6 protein-coding genes, 2 tRNA genes, 2 rRNA genes and 1 other annotated feature (1 of these 11 cut by a window edge) are annotated in these 13,441 nt (G+C 46.3%); of the genes, 7 read left to right on the plus strand and 3 right to left on the minus strand.

The window, feature by feature from the left end; all coding sequences use genetic code 11:
* Positions 1 to 93, minus strand: a sequence feature (Phe leader region); it reaches 29 nt to the left of the window's first position.
* A gap of 105 nt (positions 94 to 198) precedes the next feature.
* From hpf to RJD38_RS09570, 3 genes are all read right to left on the minus strand, one after another.
* Positions 199 to 525 carry a ribosome hibernation-promoting factor, HPF/YfiA family gene (gene hpf, locus RJD38_RS09560; protein ID WP_005596183.1) on the minus strand — a complete coding sequence of 109 codons (327 nt, stop codon included), beginning with the start codon at positions 523 to 525 and terminating at the stop codon, positions 199 to 201.
* Positions 526 to 885: 360 nt separating this feature from the next.
* Positions 886 to 2,331, minus strand: a complete 1,446-nt coding sequence (locus RJD38_RS09565; RefSeq protein ID WP_065545993.1) for a lytic transglycosylase F — start codon at positions 2,329 to 2,331, stop codon at positions 886 to 888.
* A gap of 136 nt (positions 2,332 to 2,467) precedes the next feature.
* On the minus strand, positions 2,468 to 3,193 hold the full coding sequence (locus tag RJD38_RS09570) for an outer membrane protein assembly factor BamD (protein WP_367971238.1): 726 nt from the start codon (positions 3,191 to 3,193) through the stop codon (positions 2,468 to 2,470).
* Between the two features lie 130 nt (positions 3,194 to 3,323).
* On the opposite strand from RJD38_RS09570, the gene rluD reads away from it, so the two are divergent.
* From rluD to RJD38_RS09605, 7 genes are all read left to right on the plus strand, one after another.
* Complete coding sequence (gene rluD, locus RJD38_RS09575) at positions 3,324 to 4,301, plus strand: 23S rRNA pseudouridine(1911/1915/1917) synthase RluD (protein ID WP_005596192.1); 978 nt, start codon at positions 3,324 to 3,326, stop codon at positions 4,299 to 4,301.
* Position 4,302: 1 nt separating this feature from the next.
* Positions 4,303 to 5,043: a peptidoglycan editing factor PgeF gene (gene pgeF, locus RJD38_RS09580; RefSeq protein ID WP_065545668.1), complete on the plus strand. Its 741-nt coding sequence runs from the start codon at positions 4,303 to 4,305 to the stop codon at positions 5,041 to 5,043.
* Between the two features lie 138 nt (positions 5,044 to 5,181).
* Positions 5,182 to 7,755 (plus strand): ATP-dependent chaperone ClpB, encoded by a 2,574-nt coding sequence (gene clpB / locus RJD38_RS09585; protein ID WP_065545667.1) that lies wholly within the window; start codon positions 5,182 to 5,184, stop codon positions 7,753 to 7,755.
* Between the two features lie 542 nt (positions 7,756 to 8,297).
* Positions 8,298 to 9,844 (plus strand): 16S ribosomal RNA (locus RJD38_RS09590).
* An 88-nt stretch (positions 9,845 to 9,932) separates the two neighbouring features.
* Positions 9,933 to 10,008: transfer RNA gene (locus RJD38_RS09595), tRNA-Glu, on the plus strand.
* 17 nt (positions 10,009 to 10,025) lie between these two features.
* Positions 10,026 to 10,101: transfer RNA gene (locus RJD38_RS09600), tRNA-Ala, on the plus strand.
* 341 nt (positions 10,102 to 10,442) lie between these two features.
* Positions 10,443 to 13,336 (plus strand): 23S ribosomal RNA (locus RJD38_RS09605).
* Together the 16S and 23S rRNA genes with 2 tRNA genes alongside form the textbook arrangement of a ribosomal RNA operon.
* The last annotated feature ends 105 nt before the right edge of the window (positions 13,337 to 13,441 follow it).

Below are 13,441 nucleotides of genomic sequence, written 5' to 3' on the forward strand. Positions count from 1 at the left end.
TCTATTCGTTTTTGACTTATCTTTCGAAAACGAGTCTGCCTCCAAGGTTAATGGAGAAAAAACAAGTCAAAAAAGAACAGATCAGTCAGCGGCATAAATGAGTCTCTTTATGGAGTCCACTCCACAATAAGCAACCGAGTTTTCAGCGTCAAGCAAAAAAATAGCGCCTTTCGGCGCTATCTCTCTCGATTCGTTAACTTATTCTACTTCTTCTTCAAGCTCTGGCTTGTCAGTTCGACGTGCTTCTGGCTTGTGGCGCAGTTTATTCAGCTGGCGTTCTAGTTTTTGTTCTACCTCATTCACGGCAGCGTATAAATCTTCATGAATCGCTGAAGCAACCAACTTACCTTTTGGTACGGTAATAACAGCTTCAAACTTTTTCTGTTTATTTGGTTCTTCACTGAAGCTAGCTTGGCAACCGATGATGTCTACTTGCCATTTCTCTAGCTTTTTAAATTTGCTCTCAATGTGATCGCGGATAGCAGAGGTGATGTCGATATTTTTACCAGTGATGTTTACTTTCATAAATGTTTTCCTCTGTGTCATCCCTCATGGGTTAACTCCAGATTAACGATTTAGGTTTAAAAGAACGTGATCTACATCACCTTTCGGGGAGGGTTTTTTCCAGTTAAAGTCAATTGTGATCTAACTCAAATTGTCCTTAGTCGTTTGAACGAAAGTGCTTGAGAAAGTCAAAAAACGCTATAGATTGGTAGAAGTACCTTGCTAAAAATCATTCGCTTTTTAGTGAACAAGTACGGCCTAAACAAACCTTCTGCTCATTCCTTGTTCAGCAATTATTTGTGATCTTCAACACGAAATTTTCCATGTCGACGACGTTCAGCCTATCAATTAGTCTCATCCTTCACTTGTCATCAAATGTGATTATGGCGAACCCATCTCGATAGGAAATAAGAGTGGGTTAAGTTGCTCACTATTCCCCTCATCGCGATTTTTCTTCAATGATGCTAATTGTTTATAGATGATGAAATAGCGATTAATGTTAGAAACATAATGCACCGGCTCTCGTCCGATATTTCTACGCGCGATTATCTCTACGTTTTTAAACCACACATTCGGATCATAGCCATGTTGTTTGGCGAGACGACGCATTTTACGAATGTTTCCTGGGCCTGCATTGTAGGCAGCAAGAGAGAAATAGACCTGGTTATCTGGAGTAATGGCCTCATCGTTAAAGTAACGATCTTTCAGAAAGCGCATATATTTCACACCGGCGTGAATGTTATTTTCGAGTTTATAAATATTGGGGATATTGACGTTGGGATCGCTGGCGGTGCTGGGCAACACTTGCATTATGCCAACCGCGCCTTGATGAGAAACCTTACTCTGATCGAGTCCGGATTCTTGATAGCTTTGGGCTGAAATCATCAGCGGATCAAAATCATATTGGTTGGAGTAGTGATCAAACAGTTTGGAAAGTGACTCGAGGTGGCTAATGTGTTTAGGGTCGAGGATCTTTTTTAGCCAACGAGTGTTATCGAGGTACTTTCCGTAAATTACATTGCCAAGTAAGGTACCAGAGCGATATTCATCTAAATAGTTGTCGACCAGTTTTTTGAGTTGTGGGCTATTTTTACGCAGTGCCCACGCAATTTTACCACTGCGACGCAAAGGCACTTTTTTGTGCGCGTGAATGTTATCCATCACTTTGAGCCAAAGTTCACTTTTATGGCTGTCTAATACCGTTGCTCTGATATGGCCTTGATTAACCAACTCTATAATTTCAATATCTTGTAGCGTTTCATCGAGGAAATGAATCTCCACTAGAGGCTTACCGAGTTGATGTAAACGCTGATTCAGCGTTTGTAAGCTCTCATAGTAGCTGGAACTAGGCCTGACCCAGATATCCTTGCCGCTTAATTGCGAGAGTTGGTAATACTGCGGTGTTTGTTTTGAAGTAATTAGCCATTCCTGCACATCGTTCAATACTGGACGACTAAACTCGATTTCCTGTTTACGTTTATCTGTGATGGTTAGGTTGGCCACCACGAGATCACCGTAACCTTTTTCTAGTGAAGGAATCAGTTCGTCACGGTTCACAGGAATGACCTGTAGATTTAAATAGGAAGAACGCTGTTTGAGCTGTTTTTCAAAATGATAAAGCAATTCGGCTAAGATCCCTTTGGGTTGTCCTGCTTCTATATAATAGAAACCAAGATCCGCTGAGACTAATACGCGAATGACGCCTTTTTTTTCCAATGCCGCTAGATCTCCGGTGTGTGGATCTTTGGTCAGCGGCTCAAGAGATAAGGCCTGTACTTGTAAGGGAAGCACAGCTAACAAGAGTACCATTATTAGAGCTCGGATCATTCGTTCACCTTTAAACATCGTTCTCTTAAAGGTAGACGCGAATGCCATCTAAACAAGTATTTAGAGGGTATCAAACCGATTCACAGATACAAAAAAGCCGCTTAGGGTTACTAAGCGGCTTTTTACTTCTAATTCTTTATAAAGGATTAAGACTGATTAACTCACGCGTGCGGCTGGCGGCTTCTTCAAGACCTAGCTCTTCATAAGCGGCGAGTTGAATGTCTAATGATTTTCGCGCAGCTTCAGTATTTGGATACGTTTTTTGTAGCTCTTTGCAGCGATTAATTGCAGCAATCCAAGCTTCACGACGTAGATAGAAATCGGCAGTGGCTAAATCATACTCAGCAAGGCGATTTTTCAATGAGAACATACGTTTTTGTGCATCTTCAGCGTATGGGCTTGCTGGGTAGCGGTCTAATAACTTTTTGAAATCGGCAAATGCCGCTTTTACTGGTTCAGGATCTCGGTCACTACGATCGATATTGAACATGTCATGCATGAAGTTGCGGTCTTGCGCCATGTGTGTAAGACCACGCATGTACAATACCCAATCGAGCTTTTCGTGTGTTGGATTCAAACGAATAAAACGCTCGATTGTTGCTAGGCCTAAAGCTAGATCGTCGTTTTTATAGTAGGCATAGATAAGGTCAAGCTGTACCTGCTCTGAATAAGCACCAAAAGGGTAGCGAGAGTCCAAAGCTTCGAGTTTCTCGATGGCAGTCATCCAGCTACCATCTTGCAATAATACCTGCGCTTCAGAGTAGAGCTCTGATGGCGGAACATCTGGAACAATCTCTTCGCTGCTCGTACAGCCTACGAGTAATGTTAATGCCAATAATCCAGATAAAGTATGCTGTTTCATGTCAGGATTCTATTCCTTGAAGTAAATAATTTTGTCGCTTCCGTTACTTTTATGCCGGTAGCAGATACAATGGATCAATATTCTTCCACACTGTAGACAATTAGTCTCACAGTTTTTGAAAAAGTTCGATATGGCTCAGCAGATTGAATTAACTAATACAGTAAAAGATAGCCAATTAGGTCAACGACTTGATCAAGCTATCGCCGAAATTTTTGCCGACTTCTCTCGTTCTCGTCTAAAAGAATGGCTTTTAGCGGGTAAAGTACAAGTGGATGGTCAAGTAATTACTAAACCACGTACTCGAGTGATGGGCGGTGAAGTCATCATCCTGCAAGCGGAACTTGAAGATGAAGAGCGCTGGGAAGCGCAAGATATTCCTTTGGATATCGTCTACGAAGATGACGACATTATCGTAATGAACAAACCTCGCGGTTTTGTAGTACACCCAGGTGCAGGAACCCCTGATGGTACAGTGTTAAATGCACTGCTTCATCATTATCCTGATATCGCGGAAGTACCACGTGCGGGGATTGTTCACCGTTTGGACAAAGACACCACTGGCCTTATGGTTGTGGCGAAAACAGTGCCAGCACAAACTCGTTTAGTGCGTGCGCTGCAAAAACGTAACATTACGCGTGAGTATGAAGCCATTGCGATTGGCCGTATGACGGCGGGCGGTAAGATTGAACAGCCAATTGGCCGTCACTCAACCAAACGTACGTTGATGGCGGTAAGCCCAATGGGTAAGCCGGCAGCAACTCACTACCGTGTTGCGGAGCACTTCCGCGAACATACGCGTATTCGTCTGCGTCTAGAAACGGGTCGTACTCACCAAATTCGTGTCCACATGTCATACCTACAGTATCCGCTACTTGGTGATACCGCTTACGGCGGTCGCGCTCGCATTCCATCGGGAGCGAGCCAAGAATTGACGGAGATGATCCGCCAGTTTGATCGTCAAGCATTGCATGCTGTGATGCTGAAGTTTGAACACCCAGTAACGGGTGAAGAACTTGAGTTCCATGCGCCAGTGCCAGAAGACATGGTGATTCTGACTGAAGCTCTACGTCAAGATGCACAAGAGCACGGTTTAGAAGAAGAGTACTAATATGTCGCTGATTATTCCTAACTGGAACGCACCTAAAAATGTTAAGGCAATAGCTTCAACACGATTAGAGGGCTTTTCAACTGGGGTATATCAAGGGTTAAACCTTGGTAGCCACGTTGGGGATGATCTCGATACGGTATTCCGCAACCGCCAACAATTGGCTCAGATGGCAAAAATGCCTTCTGCGCCAGTTTGGTTGAACCAGACCCACTCAACAGCAGTGATACAGGTTAACCAACCAACCGAGAATACACTCGAGGCTGATGGACTTGTAACATCACAACCAGGTATCGTTCTTTCTGCTATGACAGCCGATTGCTTACCTGTACTGTTGACGAATACTCAAGGTTCTCAAGTGGCGGCAGTGCATGCTGGTTGGCGTGGTCTCGCTGATGGCATTGTTGAAAATGCAGTGGCTACGTTTGGGCGTGATGCCATAGACGGTAATATGATCGCTTGGCTTGGTCCTGCGATTGGGGCGAGTGCATTTGAAGTTGGCGAAGACGTATTACAAGCATTTTGTGATGTGAATCCCCAAGCGATCGATGCTTTCATTCCAACTGGGCAGGTTGGCAAATGGTGGGCCAATATGGAACGCCTTGCCACTCAACGTTTAAACGCCTTAGGCGTAACGCAAGTGTTTGCCTGTGGACTCTGTACTTACTCTGATCCTGAGCATTTTTACTCATATCGCCGCGATGGTGTGACTGGGCGTTTAGCCAGTTTCATCTGGATTGAGTAGCGACTAGATCTGATGTTTATTTCAAAGGCTGACCTCGTGTCAGCCTTTTTCGTTTTTATCCCCTTGAAAATCTCCGCGAGCGTAGCCATCTTTCATATTGATTATTAGATTATTTCGATAGAGTTTAGGAAGGTTGATATGCGTCTCGACAGATTTACTAGCAAGTTTCAAATCGCTATTTCTGATGCGCAGTCTTTGGCGTTAGGCCGCGACCACCAGTATATAGAGCCAGTGCACCTAATGGTGGCACTGATGGACCAAAATGGCAGTCCAATTCGTCCATTGTTGACGATGTTAAATATCGATGTCACTCAACTGCGTTCGAAACTGAGTGAAATGCTCGACCGTCTACCAAAAGTGAGCGGCATAGGTGGTGACGTACAACTGTCGGGTGGTATGGGGACGCTGTTTAACCTGTGTGACAAAGTGGCGCAAAAGCGCCAAGACACCTATATCTCATCAGAAATATTCTTATTGGCCGCTTTAGAAGATCGTGGCCCTCTTGGCGCTTTATTAAAAGAAAGCGGTTTAACCGAGCAGAATTTGGGTGAAGCGATCGATAAGGTCAGAGGTGGCCAAAAGGTCAATGACCCAAATGCCGAAGAACTACGCCAAGCATTGGAAAAGTTCACCGTTGATTTAACCGAGCGAGCAGAGCAGGGCAAACTTGATCCTGTTATTGGTCGTGATGACGAGATCCGCCGCACCATCCAAGTCTTGCAACGTCGCACCAAAAATAACCCAGTGATCATTGGTGAACCGGGAGTAGGCAAAACGGCGATTGTTGAAGGTTTGGCTCAACGCATTATCAATAATGAAGTGCCAGAGGGCCTAAGAGGTCGCCGAGTACTGTCTCTCGACATGGGGGCTTTGGTTGCGGGAGCGAAATATCGTGGTGAATTTGAAGAACGTTTAAAATCGGTATTGAATGAGTTGTCTAAAGAAGAGGGTAACATCATTCTTTTTATTGATGAAATTCATACCATGGTCGGTGCGGGTAAAGGTGAAGGTTCGATGGATGCCGGTAATATGCTAAAACCTGCCTTAGCGCGAGGTGAGTTGCATTGCGTGGGCGCCACTACGCTAGATGAATACCGCAAATATATGGAAAAAGATCCGGCACTTGAGCGTCGTTTTCAAAAAGTGATTGTCGATGAACCGAGTGTCGAAGATACCGTCGCGATTTTGCGTGGTTTGAAAGAACGTTACGAACTGCATCATCACGTTGAAATTACCGATCCTGCGATTGTCGCGGCAGCCAGCCTATCTCATCGTTATGTTTCCGATCGCCAGTTGCCAGATAAAGCCATTGATTTGATAGATGAGGCGGCGTCGAGTATTCGCATGCAGATAGATTCCAAGCCTGAATCCCTCGACAAGCTAGAGCGAAAAATCATTCAACTTAAAATTGAGCAACAAGCACTTATTAATGAGCATGATGAAGCGAGCGAAAAGCGCTTAGAAATGCTCAATAATGAATTGTTGGAAAAAGAACGCGACTTTGCTGAACTTGATGAAGTTTGGAATGCAGAAAAGGCTGCGCTATCAGGCACCCAGCATATCAAATCTGAACTTGAGCAAGCTCGTATGGATATGGAGTTTGCTCGACGAGCAGGTGACTTGAGCCGTATGTCTGAACTGCAATATGGTCGTATCCCTGAGCTAGAGAAACAACTGGATCTCGCCACACAAGCCGAAATGCAAGAGATGACCTTATTGCGTAATAAGGTTACTGATGTTGAAATTGCAGATGTACTATCAAAGCAAACTGGCATTCCAGTGGCTAAAATGCTGGAGGCCGAAAAAGAAAAGCTATTACGCATGGAGCAAGTACTGCACAAACGCGTGATAGGACAAAAAGAAGCGGTGGAAGTTGTTTCTAACGCGATTCGTCGCAGCCGAGCGGGGCTATCTGATCCTAACAAACCTATTGGCTCTTTCTTATTCTTGGGCCCAACAGGGGTCGGTAAGACAGAATTATGTAAGACCTTAGCAACGTTCATGTTTGACAGTGAAGATGCCATGGTACGTATCGACATGTCAGAGTTTATGGAGAAACATTCGGTTGCTCGCTTAGTGGGAGCCCCTCCGGGTTATGTTGGATATGAAGAAGGTGGCTATTTAACCGAAGCGGTACGTCGTAAGCCCTATTCAGTTATTTTGTTGGATGAAGTAGAAAAGGCGCACCCTGATGTTTTTAACATCTTACTGCAAGTGCTTGATGATGGACGACTCACCGATGGGCAAGGTCGTACGGTGGATTTCCGAAATACCGTCGTCATCATGACGTCTAACTTGGGATCAGCGCGTATTCAAGAAAACTTCAATACGCTCGACTACCAAGGTATTAAGAATGAAGTGATGGAAGTGGTGAATAAACATTTCAGGCCGGAATTTTTAAACCGTGTAGATGAAAGTGTCGTTTTCCACCCTCTTGGCCAAGAGCATATTAAGTCGATTGCCGCAATCCAGCTATTACGTCTGGCAAAGCGTATGGAAGAGCGTGGCTATCATATGGAAGTTTCTGAAAAAGCGCTCGATTTGATAGCTCAAGTTGGCTTTGACCCTGTTTATGGGGCTCGCCCTTTGAAACGAGCAATTCAACAGAGTGTTGAAAACCCATTAGCAAAAGCAATTTTATCGGGAAGAATTATTCCAGAAAAAACCGTCAAATTGCTGGTTAATAATGATCAAATTATTGCTCATCAATAAAGACACTACGAAATGTGAATAAAGAAAGGGGCGAAATGCCCCTTTTTGCCGCTTATTTGAGTGCTTTGTGTGAAAAGTGTGCAAACGGTTTGGCTGGGTAAAAAAAAGGGTTGTGTTCGAGTTAGAACTACCTATAATTCGCCTCCGTTGCCACGGGAAACCACGCTGTATAGCGGGCGACAAAGGCGGAGAAAGTTACTCAGATAACTTTCAGAGAAATAACCAAAAAGTGTTTGACACCAAAGGTTATCTCGCTAAAATGACCGTCCACTTCGAGAGAAAGACTTGAAGTAAAGCTCTTTAACAATATAAACCTATCAATCTGTGTGGGCACTCGTTGATGATAATCCAATAAGTTTTCGCTTCGGTGAAAACAGTTTCTTCGGAAACAAATTGGGTTCAATGAACTGAGTGACCAATCGAGATTAAGTTTTACTTAGTCTTGGCACAGTCAATTCATTATCGTTCTGTTGGAACGATAATAGCTTTAAAATTACTTTTAGTAGTTTTGAAGTCAGTATTCATTGAGTCGACAAAATCTTAAATTGAAGAGTTTGATCATGGCTCAGATTGAACGCTGGCGGCAGGCCTAACACATGCAAGTCGAGCGGTAACAGAAAGAAAGCTTGCTTTCTTTGCTGACGAGCGGCGGACGGGTGAGTAATGCCTGGGAATATGCCTTGATGTGGGGGATAACCATTGGAAACGATGGCTAATACCGCATAATGCCTACGGGCCAAAGAGGGGGATCTTCGGACCTCTCGCGTCAAGATTAGCCCAGGTGGGATTAGCTAGTTGGTGAGGTAATGGCTCACCAAGGCGACGATCCCTAGCTGGTCTGAGAGGATGATCAGCCACACTGGAACTGAGACACGGTCCAGACTCCTACGGGAGGCAGCAGTGGGGAATATTGCACAATGGGCGCAAGCCTGATGCAGCCATGCCGCGTGTGTGAAGAAGGCCTTCGGGTTGTAAAGCACTTTCAGTCGTGAGGAAGGTTCATACGTTAATAGCGTATGGATTTGACGTTAGCGACAGAAGAAGCACCGGCTAACTCCGTGCCAGCAGCCGCGGTAATACGGAGGGTGCGAGCGTTAATCGGAATTACTGGGCGTAAAGCGCATGCAGGTGGTTTGTTAAGTCAGATGTGAAAGCCCGGGGCTCAACCTCGGAATTGCATTTGAAACTGGCAGACTAGAGTACTGTAGAGGGGGGTAGAATTTCAGGTGTAGCGGTGAAATGCGTAGAGATCTGAAGGAATACCGGTGGCGAAGGCGGCCCCCTGGACAGATACTGACACTCAGATGCGAAAGCGTGGGGAGCAAACAGGATTAGATACCCTGGTAGTCCACGCCGTAAACGATGTCTACTTGGAGGTTGTGGCCTTGAGCCGTGGCTTTCGGAGCTAACGCGTTAAGTAGACCGCCTGGGGAGTACGGTCGCAAGATTAAAACTCAAATGAATTGACGGGGGCCCGCACAAGCGGTGGAGCATGTGGTTTAATTCGATGCAACGCGAAGAACCTTACCTACTCTTGACATCCAGAGAAGCCAGCGGAGACGCAGGTGTGCCTTCGGGAACTCTGAGACAGGTGCTGCATGGCTGTCGTCAGCTCGTGTTGTGAAATGTTGGGTTAAGTCCCGCAACGAGCGCAACCCTTATCCTTGTTTGCCAGCGAGTAATGTCGGGAACTCCAGGGAGACTGCCGGTGATAAACCGGAGGAAGGTGGGGACGACGTCAAGTCATCATGGCCCTTACGAGTAGGGCTACACACGTGCTACAATGGCGCATACAGAGGGCTGCCAACCAGCGATGGTGAGCGAATCCCAAAAAGTGCGTCGTAGTCCGGATTGGAGTCTGCAACTCGACTCCATGAAGTCGGAATCGCTAGTAATCGTGGATCAGAATGCCACGGTGAATACGTTCCCGGGCCTTGTACACACCGCCCGTCACACCATGGGAGTGGGCTGCAAAAGAAGTGGGTAGTTTAACCTTTCGGGGAGGACGCTCACCACTTTGTGGTTCATGACTGGGGTGAAGTCGTAACAAGGTAGCGCTAGGGGAACCTGGCGCTGGATCACCTCCTTATACGATGATTACTCACGATGAGTGTCCACACAGATTGATGGTTTATAAAGTTTAAGAGATAGAAACACTTTTGAGGTGTTTAACTAGTGTCCCGTTCGTCTAGAGGCCTAGGACACCGCCCTTTCACGGCGGTAACAGGGGTTCGACTCCCCTACGGGATACCATCTCCTCATAAGGATATGGGGCTATAGCTCAGCTGGGAGAGCGCTTCGCTGGCAGCGAAGAGGTCTGCGGTTCGATCCCGCATAGCTCCACCATTTTTAAGTGCATTTACTTTCAAACAGAAAGTTGAGTGTTTTTAAAAATGGTTTTCTTCCTTTAAGTAGAAAGATAAATCTAGCTCTTTAACAATTTGGAAAGCTGACTGATAACAACATTGTTGTTATCAAAAAAAGTTCTCAATGTTTACCTTTATGGTAAACACCAACTGTTTGTTTTCATTTTTTAAAAATGAAAGTAAACGAGCACATTCAAGTGTTCTTGGCAATATCATCATTTATGATGATTATTCGAAATTGAGTTCGGCAAAATCGAACGTCTCTCACTCATAAAATAGAGAGACAACTTGGTTGTTTAACGAAACTCCTTCGGGTTGTATGGTTAAGTGACTAAGCGTACACGGTGGATGCCTTGGCAGTCAGAGGCGATGAAAGACGTAGTAACTTGCGATAAGCCCAGATTAGGTAGTAACAACCATTTGAGTCTGGGATTTCTGAATGGGGAAACCCACGTGCATAAGCACGTATCATTAACTGAATACATAGGTTAATGAGGCGAACCGGGGGAACTGAAACATCTAAGTACCCCGAGGAAAAGAAATCAACCGAGATTCCGAAAGTAGCGGCGAGCGAAATTGGATTAGCCCTTAAGCGTTTTATGCGTCAGGTGAAACTTCTGGAAAGTTGTGCGATACAGGGTGATAGCCCCGTAACCGGCAACGCATATTAAGTGAAAACGAGTAGGGCGGGACACGTGTTATCCTGTCTGAATATGGGGGGACCATCCTCCAAGGCTAAATACTACTGACTGACCGATAGTGAACCAGTACCGTGAGGGAAAGGCGAAAAGAACCCCTGTGAGGGGAGTGAAATAGAACCTGAAACCGTGTACGTACAAGCAGTAGGAGCGGGCATTGCGTCCCGTGACTGCGTACCTTTTGTATAATGGGTCAGCGACTTAATTTTAGTAGCAAGGTTAACCATCTAGGGGAGCCGTAGGGAAACCGAGTCTTAACTGGGCGTATAGTTGCTAGAATTAGACCCGAAACCAGGTGATCTAGCCATGGGCAGGTTGAAGATTGAGTAACATCAATTGGAGGACCGAACCGACTAATGTTGAAAAATTAGCGGATGACTTGTGGCTAGGGGTGAAAGGCCAATCAAACCTGGAGATAGCTGGTTCTCCCCGAAAGCTATTTAGGTAGCGCCTCGGACGAATACTACTGGGGGTAGAGCACTGTTAAGGCTAGGGGGTCATCCCGACTTACCAACCCTTTGCAAACTCCGAATACCAGTAAGTACTATCCGGGAGACACACGGCGGGTGCTAACGTCCGTCGTGGAGAGGGAAACAACCCAGACCGCCAGCTAAGGTCCCAAATTATTACTAAGTGGGAAACGATGTGGGAAGGCTTAGACAGCTAGGATGTTGGCTTAGAAGCAGCCATCATTTAAAGAAAGCGTAATAGCTCACTAGTCGAGTCGGCCTGCGCGGAAGATGTAACGGGGCTAAGTAATAAACCGAAGCTGCGGCAATGAAGTTTACTTCATTGGGTAGGGGAGCGTTCTGTAAGCGGTTGAAGGTGTGCTGTAAGGCATGCTGGACGTATCAGAAGTGCGAATGCTGACATGAGTAACGATAAAGGGGGTGAAAAACCTCCTCGCCGGAAGACCAAGGGTTCCTGTCCAACGTTAATCGGGGCAGGGTAAGTCGACCCCTAAGGCGAGGCCGAAAGGCGTAGTCGATGGGAAACGGGTTAATATTCCCGTACTTCTTATAATTGCGATGGGGGGACGGAGAAGGCTAGGTGGGCCTGGCGACGGTTGTCCAGGTTCAAGTACGTAGGCGGGTGGTTTAGGTAAATCCGGACCGCTATTAACGCTGAGATACGATGTCGAGCTACTACGGTAGTGAAGTCATTGATGCCATGCTTCCAGGAAAAGCCTCTAAGCTTCAGATTATAAGAAATCGTACCCCAAACCGACACAGGTGGTCGGGTAGAGAATACCAAGGCGCTTGAGAGAACTCGGGTGAAGGAACTAGGCAAAATGGTACCGTAACTTCGGGAGAAGGTACGCTCTCGACGGTGAAGTCCCTTGCGGATGGAGCTATTGGGAGTCGCAGATACCAGGTGGCTGCAACTGTTTATTAAAAACACAGCACTGTGCAAAATCGTAAGATGACGTATACGGTGTGACGCCTGCCCGGTGCCGGAAGGTTAATTGATGGGGTTAGACTTCGGTCGAAGCTCTTGATCGAAGCCCCGGTAAACGGCGGCCGTAACTATAACGGTCCTAAGGTAGCGAAATTCCTTGTCGGGTAAGTTCCGACCTGCACGAATGGCGTAATGATGGCCACGCTGTCTCCACCCGAGACTCAGTGAAATTGAAATCGCTGTGAAGATGCAGTGTACCCGCGGCTAGACGGAAAGACCCCGTGAACCTTTACTACAGCTTGGCACTGAACATTGACCCTACATGTGTAGGATAGGTGGGAGCCTTTGAAGCACGTACGCCAGTATGTGTGGAGGCAATCTTGAAATACCACCCTTGTATGCTTGATGTTCTAACGTTGGTCCCTTATCGGGATTACGGACAGTGCCTGGTGGGTAGTTTGACTGGGGCGGTCTCCTCCCAAAGAGTAACGGAGGAGCACGAAGGTGGGCTAAACACGGTTGGACATCGTGTGGTTAGTGCAATGGCATAAGCCCGCTTAACTGCGAGAATGACGGTTCGAGCAGGTACGAAAGTAGGTCATAGTGATCCGGTGGTTCTGTATGGAAGGGCCATCGCTCAACGGATAAAAGGTACTCCGGGGATAACAGGCTGATACCGCCCAAGAGTTCATATCGACGGCGGTGTTTGGCACCTCGATGTCGGCTCATCACATCCTGGGGCTGAAGTCGGTCCCAAGGGTATGGCTGTTCGCCATTTAAAGTGGTACGCGAGCTGGGTTTAGAACGTCGTGAGACAGTTCGGTCCCTATCTGCCGTGGGCGTTGGAAAATTGAAAGGGGCTGCTCCTAGTACGAGAGGACCGGAGTGGACGAACCTCTGGTGTTCGGGTTGTCATGCCAATGGCATTGCCCGGTAGCTAAGTTCGGAATCGATAACCGCTGAAAGCATCTAAGCGGGAAGCGAGCCTTGAGATGAGTTTTCCCTGGCACTTTAAGTGCCCTAAAGGGTTGTTCGAGACTAGAACGTTGATAGGCAGGGTGTGTAAGCGCTGTGAGGCGTTGAGCTAACCTGTACTAATTGCCCGTGAGGCTTAACCATACAACACCCAAGGGGTTTTGTAGGACTCAATGCAAGAACGATTGAATGTGTAATAGAACTTCAAAGACAGCTTTCCAGATTATTCTCTAGAAATAGAGAGAAAGA

The organism is Vibrio scophthalmi (assembly GCF_040869025.1).
In the GTDB taxonomy this organism is placed as follows: domain Bacteria; phylum Pseudomonadota; class Gammaproteobacteria; order Enterobacterales; family Vibrionaceae; genus Vibrio; species Vibrio scophthalmi.

Bases quoted from the DNA above. Each gene is read 5' to 3' on its own strand.
- hpf (WP_005596183.1), bottom strand. From the start codon at position 525: ATGAAAGTAAACATCACTGGTAAAAATATCGACATCACCTCTGCTATC.
- RJD38_RS09565 (WP_065545993.1), bottom strand. From the start codon at position 2,331: ATGATCCGAGCTCTAATAATGGTACTCTTGTTAGCTGTGCTTCCCTTA.
- RJD38_RS09570 (WP_367971238.1), bottom strand. From the start codon at position 3,193: ATGAAACAGCATACTTTATCTGGATTATTGGCATTAACATTACTCGTA.
- rluD (WP_005596192.1), top strand. From the start codon at position 3,324: ATGGCTCAGCAGATTGAATTAACTAATACAGTAAAAGATAGCCAATTA.
- pgeF (WP_065545668.1), top strand. From the start codon at position 4,303: ATGTCGCTGATTATTCCTAACTGGAACGCACCTAAAAATGTTAAGGCA.
- clpB (WP_065545667.1), top strand. From the start codon at position 5,182: ATGCGTCTCGACAGATTTACTAGCAAGTTTCAAATCGCTATTTCTGAT.